This window comes from bacterium (genome assembly GCA_035505375.1).
Taxonomy (GTDB): Bacteria; Hydrothermota; Tepidihabitantia; order Tepidihabitantales; family Tepidihabitantaceae; genus UBA2258.
Map to the genome: position 1 here is coordinate 18078 of DATJQV010000012.1, position 16396 is coordinate 34473.

The 16396-nt window shown below is 61.2% G+C and carries 20 protein-coding genes; 11 read left to right on the forward strand and 9 right to left on the reverse strand.

The window, feature by feature from the left end; translation table 11 throughout:
* The first annotated feature begins 4 nt into the window (after positions 1-4).
* Genes VMH22_01605 through VMH22_01615 form a run of 3 tightly spaced genes read left to right on the forward strand, consistent with a single transcriptional unit; the run spans position 5 to position 1104 of the window.
* Positions 5-286 (forward strand): glutaredoxin family protein, encoded by a 282-nt coding sequence (locus tag VMH22_01605; protein ID HTW90392.1) that lies wholly within the window; start codon positions 5-7, stop codon positions 284-286.
* Positions 283-801, forward strand: a complete 519-nt coding sequence (locus VMH22_01610; protein HTW90393.1) for a DUF1868 domain-containing protein — start codon at positions 283-285, stop codon at positions 799-801. Before VMH22_01605 ends, VMH22_01610 begins: the two co-directional genes overlap by 4 nt.
* Before the next feature lie 9 nt (positions 802-810).
* Positions 811-1104, forward strand: coding sequence for an MTH1187 family thiamine-binding protein (locus tag VMH22_01615; GenBank protein ID HTW90394.1), 294 nt, complete (start codon positions 811-813; stop codon positions 1102-1104).
* A 66-nt stretch (positions 1105-1170) separates the two neighbouring features.
* On the opposite strand, the gene VMH22_01620 is transcribed toward VMH22_01615, so the two are convergent.
* Positions 1171-1656: a Crp/Fnr family transcriptional regulator gene (locus VMH22_01620; GenBank protein ID HTW90395.1), complete on the reverse strand. Its 486-nt coding sequence runs from the start codon at positions 1654-1656 to the stop codon at positions 1171-1173.
* Positions 1657-1768: 112 nt separating this feature from the next.
* Here VMH22_01620 and VMH22_01625 point away from each other — a divergent pair, with 112 nt between their 5' ends.
* Complete coding sequence (locus tag VMH22_01625; protein HTW90396.1) at positions 1769-2131, forward strand: hypothetical protein; 363 nt, start codon at positions 1769-1771, stop codon at positions 2129-2131.
* A 41-nt stretch (positions 2132-2172) separates the two neighbouring features.
* Here the strand turns inward: VMH22_01625 and VMH22_01630 are convergent, their stop codons facing one another.
* Positions 2173-2862, reverse strand: a complete 690-nt coding sequence (locus VMH22_01630) for a hypothetical protein (protein ID HTW90397.1) — start codon at positions 2860-2862, stop codon at positions 2173-2175.
* A gap of 217 nt (positions 2863-3079) precedes the next feature.
* Here VMH22_01630 and VMH22_01635 point away from each other — a divergent pair, with 217 nt between their 5' ends.
* Genes VMH22_01635 through VMH22_01655 form a run of 5 tightly spaced genes read left to right on the forward strand, consistent with a single transcriptional unit; the run spans position 3080 to position 8095 of the window.
* A complete protein-coding gene (locus VMH22_01635; GenBank protein ID HTW90398.1) occupies positions 3080-4231 on the forward strand; it encodes a trypsin-like peptidase domain-containing protein in 1152 nt (383 codons plus the stop codon).
* Positions 4228-5538 carry an adenylosuccinate lyase gene (gene purB / locus VMH22_01640; protein HTW90399.1) on the forward strand — a complete coding sequence of 437 codons (1311 nt, stop codon included), beginning with the start codon at positions 4228-4230 and terminating at the stop codon, positions 5536-5538. Before VMH22_01635 ends, purB begins: the two co-directional genes overlap by 4 nt.
* A 4-nt stretch (positions 5539-5542) precedes the next feature.
* Entirely contained in the window at positions 5543-6739 is a 1197-nt protein-coding gene (locus VMH22_01645) for an acyl-CoA dehydrogenase family protein (GenBank protein HTW90400.1), read from the forward strand.
* Positions 6740-6751: 12 nt separating this feature from the next.
* Complete coding sequence (locus tag VMH22_01650) at positions 6752-6943, forward strand: hypothetical protein (protein ID HTW90401.1); 192 nt, start codon at positions 6752-6754, stop codon at positions 6941-6943.
* 42 nt (positions 6944-6985) lie between these two features.
* Positions 6986-8095, forward strand: a complete 1110-nt coding sequence (locus VMH22_01655) for a DUF362 domain-containing protein (protein HTW90402.1) — start codon at positions 6986-6988, stop codon at positions 8093-8095.
* Here VMH22_01655 and VMH22_01660 read toward each other — a convergent pair.
* The 7 genes from VMH22_01660 to VMH22_01690 form a co-directional block, all read right to left on the reverse strand.
* Positions 8034-8714, reverse strand: a complete 681-nt coding sequence (locus VMH22_01660; GenBank protein ID HTW90403.1) for a uracil-DNA glycosylase family protein — start codon at positions 8712-8714, stop codon at positions 8034-8036. The two genes, VMH22_01655 and VMH22_01660, sit on opposite strands and share 62 nt — an antisense overlap.
* 181 nt (positions 8715-8895) lie before the next feature.
* The gene (gene uvrB, locus VMH22_01665) at positions 8896-10935 is read right to left on the reverse strand and encodes an excinuclease ABC subunit UvrB (protein HTW90404.1); all 2040 of its coding nucleotides are present in this window, start codon (positions 10933-10935) and stop codon (positions 8896-8898) included.
* A 289-nt stretch (positions 10936-11224) separates the two neighbouring features.
* Positions 11225-12916: a TIR domain-containing protein gene (locus VMH22_01670; protein HTW90405.1), complete on the reverse strand. Its 1692-nt coding sequence runs from the start codon at positions 12914-12916 to the stop codon at positions 11225-11227.
* A gap of 182 nt (positions 12917-13098) precedes the next feature.
* Positions 13099-14103, reverse strand: a complete 1005-nt coding sequence (locus VMH22_01675) for a hypothetical protein (GenBank protein ID HTW90406.1) — start codon at positions 14101-14103, stop codon at positions 13099-13101.
* Positions 14104-14365: 262 nt separating this feature from the next.
* Positions 14366-15097, reverse strand: coding sequence for a helix-turn-helix domain-containing protein (locus tag VMH22_01680; protein HTW90407.1), 732 nt, complete (start codon positions 15095-15097; stop codon positions 14366-14368).
* Between the two features lie 79 nt (positions 15098-15176).
* On the reverse strand, positions 15177-15557 hold the full coding sequence (locus VMH22_01685; protein HTW90408.1) for a hypothetical protein: 381 nt from the start codon (positions 15555-15557) through the stop codon (positions 15177-15179).
* A 68-nt stretch (positions 15558-15625) separates the two neighbouring features.
* Entirely contained in the window at positions 15626-15778 is a 153-nt protein-coding gene (locus tag VMH22_01690) for a hypothetical protein (protein HTW90409.1), read from the reverse strand.
* Between the two features lie 9 nt (positions 15779-15787).
* On the opposite strand from VMH22_01690, the gene VMH22_01695 reads away from it, so the two are divergent.
* The gene (locus VMH22_01695) at positions 15788-16099 is read left to right on the forward strand and encodes a type II toxin-antitoxin system RelE/ParE family toxin (protein HTW90410.1); all 312 of its coding nucleotides are present in this window, start codon (positions 15788-15790) and stop codon (positions 16097-16099) included.
* Complete coding sequence (locus VMH22_01700) at positions 16077-16391, forward strand: type II toxin-antitoxin system Phd/YefM family antitoxin (GenBank protein ID HTW90411.1); 315 nt, start codon at positions 16077-16079, stop codon at positions 16389-16391. The genes VMH22_01695 and VMH22_01700 overlap by 23 nt, the downstream gene beginning before the upstream one ends.
* The last annotated feature ends 5 nt before the right edge of the window (positions 16392-16396 follow it).

Here is a 16396-nt window from a genome sequence, read left to right on the forward strand (position 1 = left end):
AGTTGTGAAGTTGACCCATGTACCCGGCAGGAATGCCAAGCACCGTGTAACTCTCTATGCGCTCTCGACCTGCGGCTGGTGCAGCAAGACCAAGGAGTTGCTGAACTCCAACCAGGTTCAGTACGAGTACATCGACGTGGACCAGTGCCAGGGCGATGAACGCACCGAGGTAGCCAACAAGGTGCGCGAGCTGAATCCGCGCGGTTCGTTCCCGACCGTCAGGATCGACGGCGAGGTAGTGGCCGGCTTTGACGAAGACCGCATCCGGGAGCTGCTCGATCTGTGAGCGCCGAGGAACGATTTCCCGACGAGGTCCTCAAGACCTACGAACGCCTGAAACAGGAGGCCGAGTCGACCGGGTATCGCCTCAACCCGGACAAGAGCTTCACCCTTCGCCTCATCCAGGGCCTGCTCGACAACGAGAAACGGTACGGCTATTGGTGCTGCCCCTGCCGGCTCTCGTTCGCGGACAAGGCCAAAGACCTTGATGTCATCTGTCCCTGCTACTACCGGGACTCCGACGTCGAAGAGTTCGGCGCTTGCTACTGCGCTCTTTACGTGTCCGACGACTGGATTGAGGGCAAGAAGAAGCACGGCTCCATCCTCGAGCGCAGGCCGGCCAAGTTCATGCGCGACGGCTATTCCGAATCTGCTCCCCAGCCCCCAGCCCCCGGCCCCCAACCCCTCTCTCTTCCCGTCTGGCGCTGCAAGGTCTGCGGCTACCTGTGCGCCCGGCCCGAGCCGCCGGGCAAGTGTCCAATCTGCAAGGCAGGCAAGGACCGATTTGAACGGTTCGTGTAGGAGGGCCCGATGATCGTCGAAGTGAGCGTGGTCCCGGTCGGAACCGGCAACACCAGTGTCAGCTCCTACGTCAGGGCTGCCGTCAAGATTATCGAGGAAACCGACCTCGATTACGAGATCAACTCCATGGGCACCTGCGTGCAGGGCGAGTGGGATGAGATCTTCTCGACCCTCAAGGCCGTGCACGACGAGCTGGCGAAGCTGGGCTGCAACCGGATAGTCACAACCGTAAAGATCGACGACCGGCGCGACAAGTTCGGCGCCATGGACGCGAAGATCGCCGCGGTCGAAGAAGACCTCTAGCCGAAAGCTACTCAACACAGACGGGGCGCGGTTGCCGCGCCCCGCGTTCATTCTGCCTGACCGGCGTCAGTCCGGTGCCTGTTCAGCCTCGGCTACAGCGCACTGCTGGGCAAGCTGGAGCTGCATCGCCCGCAGCCGCGAAGCGATGGTCTGTGCCACCATCTTCATCATCACGTACCCGAGCCGCGGGTCTTCGTCGAGCGCCGCCTCCAGCTTCGCGACATCGAACTCAAGGAAGGTGCTGTTCACCATTGCCCGGCTGCCCGCGGTGTAGTGCGGGTTGCCCACCACGCCCGAGTATGCGAACATCTGCCCCGGCCCAACCGACGTGACCATGTAGGTCTTCTTCGATACGCCGAAGTCGAGTTCGAGCACGACCCCGAGCCTGCCGCTCACGAGGATGTAGAACTTCGCCGCCGGCTCGCCCTGCACGTCGACCATGCCGCCGGCCTTAACCTCGCCGACCTTCGCCAGTCTTGCCAGCAGTTCGACGCCCGCATCAGGGACGTCCGAGAACTCCGGAATGGTCTTCAGGAACGACTTAACGTCCATCACTATCTCCGTTTCGTTGTGACACTCTGAGCTAAGGTAGCAACGCTCCTGCGCAGAGTCAAGCCTGCCGGAATCTTGACGGGGCGGCAGCAAGGCCTATTATATTGGTGCCATGACTACCCGGCTCGTGTGGGTGATCCTCTTCGCCGTGCTCATCGGGGCAATCGTGCTCTTCTCGCTGAAGAGCCTGCCCGCCGCCCGCGTCACCCGGCAGGTGGCCGAGGCGGAGCAGGTGCGTGCGGTCCTGTCCCGGATGTTCCCCGACAGCCGGTTCCGAGTTCAATTCTCCATCCCCAATCCGCGCATCCACAATCTCGTGGTCACGATTCAGCCGGGCCAGGCCGACTCGACCGCGATTGCGTCTCAGGTGGATTCAGCCGAGGCGGTCATGCGCCGTGGGGTCGACCTCAACGGCTACGATTCCCTGGTCGTCGCCGTCTTCGACCGCGTCTACCGGACCGTTCCCGCCCGCTGACCGGCGGCTCCTCCCGGCCTGATTAGGGTTGTGTCGGAAGACTAGAAGTGGTTGTTCAGCGAAACATCGAGCACGCGGTTCAGGCGCGTCGTCGGAAGGTTGCCGAGTATGTCGCGCAGACCGACAACCATCCTGACCCTGTCCGCCACGGTCCACTCGATGCCGAAGTTGAGGAACCCGCGGTGCCTCAGCGCCTTGTCGTGGTCGTTGAACGCCGGGTCGTACTCCAGCATCAACTCCGCGCTGCCGGGCAGCAACGCATTGAGCGCGAGGAAACCGTCGAACCCGCCCCAGTAGTTGACCCCCAACTGACAATGGGTATCGATGACGTCCAGTGTCTTGCCCACGCAGAGGTATCCGCCCTTCTCGCGCACCGAGTATTTCTGGCTGTCGCAGTCGTCATACCCCTGGCTCTCGAAACCCAGCACCAGATTCGGTACGTAGCCCTGTTCCTGTAGAACGGCGATCCGTGCCTGGACATCCGGGCGGTAGCGGTCGAAGAACTTGGGCTTACCGGCGCCGAGAATGGAGTCCCCGCCGTACGACATGCCGAGCGTGACCCGGTCGAACAACCCGAGCGCAACCCGCATCATGATGCCGCCGCTGCCCCAGACCCGGCCGCCGATGTAGTACTCGGCGTGGGCGAGCGATATCGGCACCGGTTGGTCGATGTTATAGAGAACGCCCGAAGCGGACAGGCAGGCTACAAGCACCAGCAGAACGATCCTCATCTCGTTTCAGAATAGGCCGATTGACGCAGACTGTCAAGCACGGTCGGGCTATGAAGACCACGGGGCGGGCGCGGCCGGGCGCCGGGTTCGCCTGCGCCGGGAAGAAGCTTCCGCCGACCGGCAGTCGTCCGGGGATGGCCGTCGGCCGGGCAGAACAACCTGCCGCCCGCTACCGACCTTGACGCCCCTCAGTCAAACTGCTACACTGGCTCTGGCTATGAAGAAACTGCTTCCCTATGTAATGATTGTAGCACTGTCGACCGCGCTGGTCGTGTCACTCTGGGTCAACTGGGCCGGACATCCCCGTCATCCGATTCCGGGGCCGGTTGTGCCGGTATCGGTCAGTGACGACGTATCGGCCTCACGCACCAACGCCATCGTGCTCGCCGCCCGCAAGATCAGCCCGGCCGTTGTGTCCGTCGTGGTAACCCAGACCCGGGTTGTCACCTACGACCCGTTCGGCGGTCTCGGGCTGGACGATTTCTTCCGCGACTTCGCGCCCCGCCAGACCTATCGCCAGGAGGTCAAGTCGATGGGCTCGGGCGTCATCATATCCAGCGACGGCGACATCGTGACGAACGCGCACGTCGTACTCAATGCGACCCAGATCAAGGTCACGCTGCCGGACAATCGTACGTTCCCGGCCGAGCTTGAGGGCATAGACGAAACCAGGGATCTGGCCCTGCTCAAGCTGAAGGCCGGCGGCCTGCCGTCCGCGACCCTGGGCAACTCCGACGACCTGATGATTGGCGAGTGGTCGATTGCCATCGGCAACCCGTTCGGATTCATGATTGAGGACGCGCAGCCGACGGTCACCGTCGGCGTCATCTCGGCGCTGCATCGGGACATCAAATCCGAGGGCGGCGACCAGGTCTACTCCGACATGGTCCAGACCGACGCGGCCATCAATCCGGGCAACTCGGGCGGCCCGCTGGTCAACGCGGCCGGCGAGGTCATCGGCATCAACACCTTCATCTTCAGCCATTCGGGCGGCTCGGAGGGCATCGGCTTCGCCCGGCCTATCAATGACGTGAAGCAGTTCGTGAAGGAGACACGCAACTCCGGCGGTGCTACCAGCTATGAGCGAGTGAAGACCGGACTCGGAGCGACCGTCGCCGACATCAACCCGACACTCCGAGGCAGCCTCGGGCTCGCCTATCGCCGGGGCGTGGTGGTGGTGGAAGTCGACGGCGGCAGCGTCGGCGAGACCATCGGCATGGCGACCGGCGACGTCATCCTCATGGCGCAGGGCAAGACCATCGGCTCGGCGGCAGCATTCGCCCGACTCTACGAGCACCTTGCCGGAACAATTGACATCGTGATTGACCGCGGAGGGGAGCAAATCAGACTGCTCTACAGACTAAGATGACGACACGCTACGACACCCCGGAAATGGCCGCGCTCTGGAATGAAGAGGCTAAGTTCCGTTCGTGGTTGCTGGTCGAGAAGACAGTCGCCACGGTTGAGGCCGAACTCGGCATCATACCGAAGCTCGCCGCCCGCGCCATACAGCACGCCTCATTCAAGCTGAAGGAAATAGACGAGTTCGAGAAGGTCACCAACCACGACGTCATCGCGTTCACCCGCAGCGTCGCGAAGTCGGTCGGTGCGGCCGGCAAGTACGTCCACTACGGACTGACGTCCTACGACGTCGTCGACACCGCGCTCTCCCTGCGCTGCATCTCTGCTTTCGATATAGTCCTGGCCGCAATGGGCGACCTGCGTGTGGAAACGGCGCGCCTCGCGCTGGAGCACAAACGCACGCCGATGATGGGCCGAACCCACGGTGTCCACGCCGAGCCGATTACATTCGGCCTGAAGTGCCTGTCGTGGTTTGAGGAGACCAACCGCAACATCCGGCGCCTGGCCGCGGCCGCCGACGAGATGCGACACGGCAAGATATCCGGTGTGGTCGGCGGCTACACCCAGATGGGCCCCGAAGTCGAGGCAAAGGTACTCAAGCGTTTGAATCTCCGGCCCGAACCGGTCTCCACTCAAGTAATTCCGCGCGACCGTCATGCCGCGATGCTCGACGCCCTCGCCCTGACCGCCACCGGGCTGGAACGTATCGCCACCGAGATCCGCAACCTGCAGCGCACGGAGATCGGCGAAGTCGGCGAGCCCTTTGCCAAGGGGCAGCGGGGCTCCTCGGCCATGCCCCACAAGAAGAACCCGATAACCTGTGAACGCATCACCAGCCTTGCCCGACTGGTCCGTGCCTACGCACAGGTGGCGCTGGACAACGTCTGCCTCTGGCACGAGCGCGACCTGTCGAACTCGGCCAACGAACGCGTCATCATTCCCGAGGCCTTCACGCTCACACACTACATGATACGCAAGATGACCGGCGTGCTGTCCGACCTGGTCGTGCGGCCGGACCGGATGCTCGCCAACCTCGAATCATCGGGCCAGACGTTCTTCTCCCAAGCTGTGATGCTCGAACTCGTCCACGCCGGAATGGACAAGGACCAGGCGTACAAGCTCGTGCAGGAACTCGCCTTCTCCTGCCAGACTCAAGGTAGTTCGCTCCCCGAACTCTGCGAAGCCAATCCCGAGATATCGAAGCTCCTCGACCGCCGCGCCATGGGTCGCGCGTTTGATCTGAAACGACTCCTGCGCAACGTGGACGCAGTGTACCGACGCGTAGGACTGACCGCCCGAAAGCCCAAGAACTAGGCTCGTGGACTTCTCCTTCACCGAGGATCAACTCCTCGTCGGCAGCCTGGCGCGGGAGTTCGCTAACCGCGAGGCGGCTGCGACCATTAAGGAGTGCGACGAGACCGCGTGCTTCAACCGAGACTTCCTGAAGAAGATGGCCGTTGCCGGTCTCCTCGGCCTTTCGATCCCGCCTCGATACGGCGGCACCGGTAACGACTACATCGCCCTCGGTCTCGCCTGCGAAGAACTGGAATACGTCGACACGTCACTCCGGGTCATCCTGTCGGTACACTTGGGGCTGAACAGTCTCACGCTTCTGACATGGGCAACTGAAGAACAGAAGCAGCGCTGGCTCGTGCCGCAGGCAAAAGGCGACAAGGTCGCCACGTTCGCCATGACCGAGCCCGCGGCCGGCAGCGACGTGGCCGGAATCCAGACCCATGCCCGTCGGGACGGAACTGACTACGTCCTCACCGGCGAGAAGATATGGATATCGCTGGCCGACGTCGCCGACCACTTCGCCGTCCTCGCGTGGACCGACACAGAGAAGAAAAAGGCCCGTGACCACTCGGGCCTGTCGGTGTTTCTCCTCGAACGCGGAATGAAAGGTCTGACCACGGCCACGATTCACGGCAAGCTGGGCGTCCGCGCCGGCAACACCGGCTCGGTTGCCTTCGACGATCTGCGGGTGCCGGAGTCCAACCGGCTTGGTCTGGAAGGCGAAGGCTTCAAGATTGCCATGTCCGCGCTGGACCAGGGACGCTACACCGTGGCGGCCGGCTCGACCGGGCTCATCCGCGCCTGCCTCGATGCCTCGGTTGAGTACGCACAGGCTCGCACGACCTTCGGCAAGCCCATTGCCGAGCACCAACTGGTCAAAGAGATGCTTGCCGAGATGGCCGGCGACTATGAAGCCTGCCGTCTGCTCTGGCTCAAAGCCGGCTGGCTCAAGAACCAGGGCAAACGGAATACACGTGAGACATCGCTCGCCAAGCTCTACGGCTGCGCAGCCGCGGAGAAAGCCGCTTCCAACGCGGTCCAGATTCACGGCGCTTATGGCTACTCCAGCGAGTACAATGTCGAGCGGTTCTACCGGAACGCCAAAGGCGCGCAGATCTACGAGGGCACGCGCGAGATACACAAACTCCTGCAGGCCGACTACGCACTTGGCCTGCGTACGGACAAGCCGACTCGATGTAGTTTGCCCATTCCAGAATAGAAAGGACAGAAGATGCCAGTTATTTTCCTTAAGTCCGGTGGCACCGTCACTTGCACTGCCTACACCCTCAAGGAAGGTATGATTCGGGCTGTCGACGTGAAGTTCAAGGACGTGCCCGGCATCCCGGAAGAGAAGTCGGCACTCAGCAACGCCGACGTCTCCCCTGCCAACATCCTCTACATCATCCCGGGCAAACTGCAGTAGCCGCGGCTATCCTTGCACTCGAATCCTCGACCCCTTGATTCCTTGACTCCTTCTGCCCGCGTCCTTGTACGCAAAGTCACCGACCTGAGCGCCGCCGTCACCGAAGCGCTCGACTTCCTCGAATACGATTTCGCGGGCAAGCGGGTCTGGGTCAAACCCAACCTACTGGGCCCGCACCCGCCGGACCACGGCGTTACCACCGACCCGGAGATAATCCGGCACGTCGTGCGGGGACTCCGTGCCCGCGGCGCCAAGGACATCTTGGTAGCTGACAACCCGGGCGGCGGGCTGCAACGCAACGTCGAGAGCTACATCGCTCCGACCGGCGTGGTCGAGGCCAGCGAAGGCTGCTTTCGAAGCATCTCTGAGACGCCGGTTACCATTCCGACCAAGTCACGCTTCGTCTCCGAGTTCCGGGTCTCCCGCATCATAACTGAGGTCGACGTGATACTGAATCTCCCGGTCTTCAAGACGCACGCGCTCACCATCCTGACCGGCGCAATCAAGAACCTTTTCGGCATTATCCCAGGCGGCCAGAAGTCGTACCTGCACACGCTTGGCAAGTCAACGGATGACTTCAGCGAGATACTGGTCGACATCTACCAGGTCGTCCCGGTCCCGGTACTGACGATCATGGATGCCTTACGTGGTATGGACGGCCAGAATGGCCCGAGCGGCGGCCGCGTGCTCGGCATCGGCAGAATACTGGCCTCAAGCAACCCGGTGGCCCTCGATGCGGTCATGGCCGCGATGGCCGGCACCGAGCCGCGCCGGATACCGACGACGCGCATCGCCGGTGAGCGCGGACTCGGCCCCACGGACCTCAGTGCAGTCGAGATTGTCGGCGACTACGAACCGGTGGCAGGCTTTCGGCTGCCTTCATACCGGCTGGCCAGAGGCTTCACCGGCATCGCTACCGCAGTTGTCTACCCGTTGATGCGGCGCTGGCCGATTCTTGACAAGCAACTCTGCATCAAGTGCGGACGCTGCGCGGACAATTGCCCGGCCGTAGCCATTGACATGTCGCCATTCCCGATTGTCGGCCGGGACAAGTGCATAATGTGCTACTGCTGCGCTGAACTCTGCCCGGTCAAGGCGATGACTGTTCCGAGCCTCTTCCGCGGCGTGATGCAGAACCTGACCGGCCGCTAGCCGCCGCGGCGATCAGCCGAATTGCCCGCCGGATGAGCCTCCGATTCTCCGGTGCGTTTGTCCAAGCCGATGCACCGGAGGGATGCGGCAGCGGGATGACAGTCACCGACGAACCGCCCATCTCGCCCTCGAACCCGCGCCCGACGACGTCAGCCAGCTTCACCTTGCCCAGGAATCGCTCTATCGCGAGCTGTCCGACAGGAATCAGGACGACCGGCCTGACCAGTGCCAGTTCCTGCTCCAGCCAAGGCGCGCAGTTGGCGACCTGTTGACGGCTGGGCTTCAGGTCTCCCCGCTCGCCGCTTCCGGGGAAGCACTTCATCATCGCGGTCACATAGCAGAACGTTCGGAACTGCTCCTCCTCGAATCCGGCCTCGGCCAGCCACTGGAACAGCCTTCGTCCGGCCGCGCCAGCGAACGGCCTGCCCAGTATCACCTCTTTCTTACCCGGCGCCTGCCCGACCAGCATCCAGCGGGGCGAGTCAAAGCGTCCGAATACCGCGCTAACTCCCTCAGGCAATCCGCACTTCCGGCAGCGCTTCATTCGCGCGGCAAGCACGGCGAACCTCGATGCCGTCTGCTCGATGCTATGGGGCTTCCGCCGTTCCGACCTCTGCATTCATGCCTCTAGCTTCTGACTTCGCCCCAGCCGGTCCGTGGAGTCTTGACTTTTGCCTTTTGGCCTTTGGCTTTCGCCTTCTGCCCCAGTCCGGTGTCCTTGTCCGCCACTTCTGACTTCTAGCATCTAGCCTCTAGCTTCTGACTTCGTCCCCTCACTGGACCACTTGACCACTCGACCACTACCTTCTCTTCATCCTCGCCTTCCTCGCCGTCTTCCACTCCTCATCATCAATCTGCTGCCGCGCCTGCTTGATCCTGTCGCGCAGCGCTGCCGCCTTCTCGAACTCAAGCAGCGCCGCGGCCTGTTCCATCTCTCGCTGAAGCCTGGACAGCAAGGCAACCTTGTCCTCTTCCTCGGCACCAAGGTCGTTCGCCTCATCGCCTATCAGCTCACCCTTTGCGTCGGCAACCGATGTCGTCAGACGCACCTGGTCGATTGACTTCTGGATCGAACGCGGTTCGATGCCGTGCGCTGCATTGTAATCGAGCTGCTTCTGCCGCCGCCGGTCGATCTCCTTGAGCGCATTCCGAATGGAGCGCGTCACGACGTCGGCGTAGAGAATCACCTCGCCGCTGAGATGGCGGGCCGCCCGGCCCGAGGTCTGGATGATCGACCGCTCATCACGCAGGAAACCCTCCTTGTCCGCGTCAAGAATCACTACCAGCGACACCTCGGGCAGGTCAAGCCCCTCGCGCAACAGGTTGATGCCCACCAGGACGTCGAACTCACCCAGCCGCAACTGCCGCAGGATTTCTACCCGTTCAATCGCGCCGATCTCCGAGTGAAGGTAGCGCACCTTCAGCCCCATCTCGGTCAGGTACTCGGCAAGGTCCTCGGCCATACGCTTGGTCAGTGTCGTGACCAGCACTCGCTCCTTCAGCTTCACCCGGTTCCTGACCTCGGCAATCAGGTCGTCCACCTGCCCCTTGGTCGGCCTGATGGTCATCTTCGGGTCAACCAGTCCGGTCGGCCTGACTATCAACTCCGCTACGCGACCCTGGCTTACCGTCGCCTCATACGGCCCGGGCGTGGCCGACGTGAACACCGCCTGGTTGACCAGCATGCTGAACTCATCGAACCTCAGCGGTCGGTTATCAAGGCACGACGGCAGCCTGAACCCATAGTCAACCAGCGTCTGCTTGCGTACCCGGTCCCCGTTATACATCCCCTGAACCTGCGGCACAGACGTGTGGGACTCGTCCATCACCATCAGGTAGTCGGCCGGGAAGTAGTCGAGCAACGTGTACGGCCTCTCCCCTGCCTTCTTGCCCAGCAGGTGGCGCGAGTAGTTCTCGATGCCCGGGCAGTACCCGAACTCGCGCATCATCTCAAGGTCGAACTTCGTGCGGGTCTTGATACGCTGGGCTTCAAGCAGCTTACCCTGCGCCTCAAACTCGGCCACCCGCGCAGCCAATTCTTGCTCAATCGTCACCTCGGCGGCGGTAATCTGCTGCTCGGTCGTGATGAACTGCTTGGCCGGGTACATCACCATCCGTGGCTTCCGCTCAATCATGTCCCCGGAGACGACGTCGAATACCGTCAGCCGGCCAATCACGCTGCCGTCGAACTCCACCCGTACGCCGTAGTCGCGATGCGATGGGTGAATGTCCACCACGTCCCCGCGGACGCGGAACGTCGAACGCTTCAGGTCAACGTCGTTCCGCGTGTACTGCAGCTTCACCAGTTCCTCGAGCAACCGCTCCCGGTCCATATCCTTGCCGATTTCAACCGGCAGAATCGAGTTGCGGAACTCCCACGGCTCGCCGAGGTTGTAGATGCACGAAACCGAGGCGACCACGACAACGTCCCGCCGCTCGACCAAAGCCGACGTGGCCCGCAACCGCAGCCGCTCAATCTCCTCGTTGATGGAAGCGTCCTTCTCGATGTACAGGTCGTGCTCGGGCACATACGCCTCTGGCTGGTAGTAGTCGTAGTACGACACGAAGTACTCGACCGCGTTTTCCGGGAAGAACCCCTTGAACTCGCCGTAGAGCTGCGCGGCGAGGGTCTTGTTGTGCGACATGATGATGGTCGGTCGGTTCAGCCGCTCGATGACGTTCGCCATCGTGTACGTCTTCCCCGACCCGGTCACACCCAGCAAAGTTGCATACTTTGCTCCGTCCTGGACGAACCGGCACAACTCCTCTATGGCCTGCGGCTGGTCACCACTGGGTTTGAATGGCGCAACCAGCTTGAATCTGTCTGTCTGCTCAATCACGACGAGATTCTAGGAGTATGCTAGGCTAGGTCAAGCCGCCGGTAACGAACTGGAACCACCGAGAAGAGCGAACGCCCACGCCGAAGTCCTTAACTCAATCCCTTGATCTCTCTATCCCTCTAGCCCTTCCGTTCTTGGCCTTTGCCTTCTGACCTTGACTAGCGCGTCAGACGCGCAGTGTTTTGCTTCACCTTTGAACTCGCCCAGGCGTCGTAAACAATGTCCCACTGCGTCCCGGAAATCGCTCCAAGGAACGTGACCCGTAACCCCACGGCGGATTCTCTTCGAGTTACTCGAATCGGTGCTTGACGAGAAGTCTCAGGTAGGGCAGTTCCTCGCTAAGCGTCCTTATGTTCAGCACGTAGTTCGTGATGCCTCGTTTCGTGTCTCTTGCGATGTAACTCATCCGGATCAGGGCATCCAGGAACGGCCTAGCGAACCGAATCCCCGGTCTCTTTGTTCGAGCCCTGCCGAGGGCCTGTCGTAGGTGCCGTTCGTCGAACCTTCCTCTTGAGTCCGCACATCGCCAAGCGGCGAGCAGGACGTCTGCCATCAAAGGGTCTGTGACTAGGGTAGGTGCAGTCTCATTGGGTTCAAGAGCCATGTGACCTAGTCGAGTACGCTTCAGGTACGCCTCCCCCAGAAGGTAGTCCACAGCTTGATCGAATTGAGCCTCGGAGTGCTGGAAGCGGAGTGCGCTGCGAACGCTGGCTGTGGCTATACCGTTTCGTCTCCTTGAGGAAGGTAATCTCCTCAGTCTGTCGACGATGACATACAGCACTAGGGCTGCGGTTTCATCCATGGCATACTTCCTCGGAGGCACATCTCGTCTAAGAAACTCGAGGTCGGCCCACAAACCGGGCTGGTGTTGGTCAATTAGCCGAACCAAGGCTTCGCCGTCTAGTACATGTGTATTTGCGCGCAAGCTGGGCGCGGCGATGATTTCATCTAGCTTGCCGATCGCGGCTGCGGTGATCTCTGACGTTGTCACAACTACCACTTGGTTCAGGAACACGGTGTCAGTACTGCCGCCGGGCTGGTGCACTCTGGCGAATGCCTCCATTACCTGCTTCGCAACTGTCAATATGCTGTTCGGACCGACCACGGTGCCTACGATGACCCCCGTCCTGGCGATGACCCCGACCCACGCGTGGTGTCCGAACGGGGACGAGGTACGACAGAGCAGATCAACTCCACGTTCGTCGGCTCCATGGACGTCCCACACAGAGTCGCAGAAGCTGCCAAACAGCTTGGCCAGCACGCTCTTTCTGAGCAAGGCTTCGGAGGTGATCGCTAGGAGAGTGGCCAACTTGTCACTGGGAGTGCGCGATCGCGCAGGGAGGGGACTGGAGAAGCCCGGCCCAGCTGCGTCTGCTCGCTCGGACACCAACTGCGCCGATAAGACGGGGGTGTCTGCAAAGTCCCCCTTCCGCGTCAGTGCCTCCAAGGCAACGCGAACGCGTGGCGGCTTGGGTGTGATTGGTCCGAGCGGTGACATCGGCGTCTCAGGCTGATTTGTGATGCGGCGATAGAGGCGGTCATAGCCCTCATGTCTGGTTAGCGAGTACCACTGGGCTCCACTCAGGATATCGGGTATGCACGCGAGGTCTGCGTCTCGGAACACGACTGGCACGAACTTGTCATTCTTGCCCTCAGCGTCATATATCTCCTGCGAGATAATTGCGCCTTCCCACTTCGCGCCCTTGCCGACGCCTGCCTTCTCCCTCAGCTCGAATCTCTCCAGATAATCCCTAGTGCAGATAACAATGACGAAGTCTGCGTCTCGTATCTGACGCTCGCACCACCGAGGCCAGCCCTCCGGGGGGGCCGGTTCGTACTGGTCTATCCGGCAGTCGACTCCCTCACGACGCAGTTGCTCTGAGAGAGCCCACACTAGTTCTAGATGTTCGGGCGAATCATGGCTGTAGCTGACGAAGACGCGTCGCGGCCGCGGGACTGCGCGGGATTCGACTGCCTTCATGCGGTTTTCGTCTGCCCGAGCGTGTTGCCTCGCCAAATCGATAAAGGACTAGATGGACAACGCGCTGTGGGTCGTGACATGTCAAATGGGCAAGCGGAATTGGAACGTGACCCCGAAGCCCCTACCCCACACGCTTCTGACTGGGAACCGAGAGAAGCAGCCCTCCTTCTACCCAAGCGTCGCTACGGGGTTTCTAGGTCACTCTGGGGACTTGCTGGACCCGCTGTCGGGTAGTCGAAGGACACCTTGTCCTCTCCGATTTTGATCTCTGTTCCCGAGCTGACGGCGACCTCGAAATCATCGTATCCTCTCAACATCTGCTGAGCCTGGCCGGTGACAGGGCCTGTGTCGCATTTGTAGGCGACCACAATGCCTATGTGCATTCGTGACATTCTCTGGAGCTTGTCGGTCACGTCCGTAAGCTCCGTTTCTGTGCGTTCGGCCAAGTACGAGCCCTTCCTGTGCTCAGACAGGCCGCGCTTTACGGCTTCCCTCCTACCTTCGAGGTCTAAGCGAGCACGAGAGGCTCGATAGGCAAGTACTGGTATGTCCTCCAAGATGGACGACAGTTGTGAGGCCTTGTCCACTTTCGCGACAAACGCGTATCCCTTCTGATGGACGCCCGAGTCGAAGCCGACAAAGCCCGTATCAGCGATGACGTCGTCTAGGAACCACTGGCTGTCCTTCGGTGTGAATCCGGCCAGCTCCAAGCAGCGCATCACCCTGCGGTCCGACCACTGGTTCTGATCGCCCACTGCTGGCTTGCCTTCGGCTAACCGCATGGCGTCCTTGATCGCCCTGTTCAACTCTGAAGCCATGTTGGCAGGTGTATACTTCACGGTGTCATAGCTCTGGATGTTGAAAGCCAGGGTCAAGTTCTCCTTCTGCAGAGGTATGATGTGCTTGTTCATCGCAGTCATGAGTCCGTACTCGTAGTAGACATTGGGGTTCGGCACAGACGTCGTACCGACGATGTTGTCGTCAAGTATGACGAGGCAGAACCGTGACTCGATGATTCTTCCGCATATCTTGGTGCAGAATATGTCCTGCCCGTAGGCTCGCTCTCTGACGGCGATGACGGGCTCAACGCCCTGTTTTGTCAGCTTCTCAGAGATCAGCTCCAGGAGTGGATCAAGCTCTGGCTCAGAAGGAGAGGCAATGAAACAGGACTTCGATGCGCCATACAACTTGCCGCATGGGTGGTTCTTGCGAATGAAGCACCACGCATTTGGTCCAAAGGAAGGGGGGCTCGGAGACTCCCACGAATAGGCATATCGCCGGTCCCGACTGAAGGACTTCCAACTCACGGCCACCTCCTTGCGGACGATTCTGACGAGATAAATGCACTTCCCAGGCTTCGAACGTACGTCATTGGAGGAAGAGGCTCGGCTTCCACTCGTCTAGGATAGGTCAGTTACAGCCACTGTCAAGCAACGGCGCGGGCAGCGTTCAGTCGAGTTCGCTCTTGCGTTCCATGTCGGCGAACAGGGCGATGACTGCCTGCTTCATTTTGGTGAACGGCTCGGGCAGGAGCCCGTGCTCAGCGGCCCAGTTGTCGAGCTTGGCTATTGCTTTGGCGCGCCAGACCGGCCGGGCTTTGCGCGTGCGGCGCAGGGCGCCGAAGACTCTGCTGCCGTATGCACGGAGGTACGTCGCCAGCGGGTCTTTCCAGCCAAGCCGTGACTCGTTCATAACTTCGTTGAACGTCCGATGTAATCTGCGCTCCCACGCTTCGGCCCTGGCGCGCTTCAGCGCCTGCCGCACTCGCTTCTCGATGTCCTGCTCGGTCCGAACATGCTGACCGGCCTTCAGCCTGAGGCCGATGTCATAGTTCTCTGCCCGATCCTGCTGAAGAGGCGGCAACTCCGCGGTCGCATCCAGCAACGCCTGCTTCGCACGCTGTTCGAGAATCGTCGGCCGCGAGGCGTACTCGTCGAGCACGTCCAGGACTGCGCCGAGGTTCTTGCCACAGACCCGCAGGTAGTCGAGAATGAAGGATAGTGATTGCTGGCCGGCCTTGCCCCGCTCGAACCGGCTCACTGCCTGCTGCCATCCGCGATTGGTGCCGCCCAACCGGGCGGCCAGTTGCACCTGGGTCAGACCGGCCTCACGCCGAATCTGGGCTAGCCTCCGGCCAAGCACCCGGCACAACTCGTCCAGCTCAGAGTCACCGTTTTCCATGGTCTCGCCGATAGGAGAATACTACAAATGGAGCTCTAGCTCATCAAGCCCTTTCGCATCCTAACTTCGTCACTAACAATTAGTTATTAGACCTTACTGAATTTCCCCCATCCCGTCTCACCCACTCTTTGGCAAGCTCTCTCCCAAGCTCTTTGGTAAGGCCTCTGCCAAGCTCTCTGGCAAGGTCTCTGCCAAGCTCTCCGGCAAGGTCTCTGCCAAGCTCTCTACCAAGGTCTTTCCCAAGCTCACTGGTAAGGTCTCTGCCAAGCTCCTTGGCAAGGTCTCTGCGAAGCTCTCTGCCAAGGTCTCTGGCAAGGACTCCCCCAGGCTCTTTGGTAGGGTCTCTGCCAAGCTCCCTGGCAAGGTCTCTCCTAAGCTCTCTGCCAGGCTCTCTGGTAAGGTCTCTCCCAAGCTCTCTGGCAAGCTCATTCCCAAGTTCCCTGCCAAGCTCCTTCCCCAACTCCGTGACAAGCTCTTTCGCTCGCGCTCGGAAGTTGTTGCCTCAGCGCAGCAGAAGGCGGGCGCCGGTCAGCGTCGGCTGTTGATGACTACGACCTTGCCGAGTTCACGGCTGCCGCGGGGACTCGCGACTGAATAGCAGTAGATGCGGCTTGGCAATCCAGCGACGTTCGACCTGCAGGGAGTCGAGGCATTGACCGCACGCGGGAATATGGCTATCATCTGGCCAGAATGAATTACCGCGTCGCTTTCGCGCCGGAGGCGGTCAAGGACTTTCGCAACCTGTCGGCCAACACGCGGGCGGAAGTCAGGGACGCGGTCAACCGACACCTGATGCATGAGCCGACGCGGCTGAGCCGAAGCCGCATCAAGCGACTGCGGGGCACCCGCAAGCCTCAGTATCGCCTGCGCGTCGGCGATGTCCGCGTCTTCTACGACGTACATGCGGACCGCGTGGAAGTGCTGGCTATCGTTGAGAAATCGAAAGCTGCGGAATGGCTTGAGAGAACTGGAGAATTCGATGAGGAAAGTAGCGCTGGCTGAAGTGAGGGATCACCTCTCGGAATACCTGAATGAGGCAGCCGAAGAGGAAGTCGTCATCACTCGGCATGGCCGACCCGCAGGCGTGCTGATTGGCTTTGCCGACGAGGATGATTGGTTCGACTACCGGCTGGAGAATGACCCGCGTTTCGTCGCGCGCATCGCCGAGGCGCGGGCAAGTCTGAGGGCCGGGAAGGCCGTCCCGTGGGAAGACGTGCAGACAGAGGTCGGGACGGAGCCGGCTGAGTTCGTCGTCGCGGACCGGCCGGCTCGACGGCGCTCGCGCCGAAGCTAGCCGCC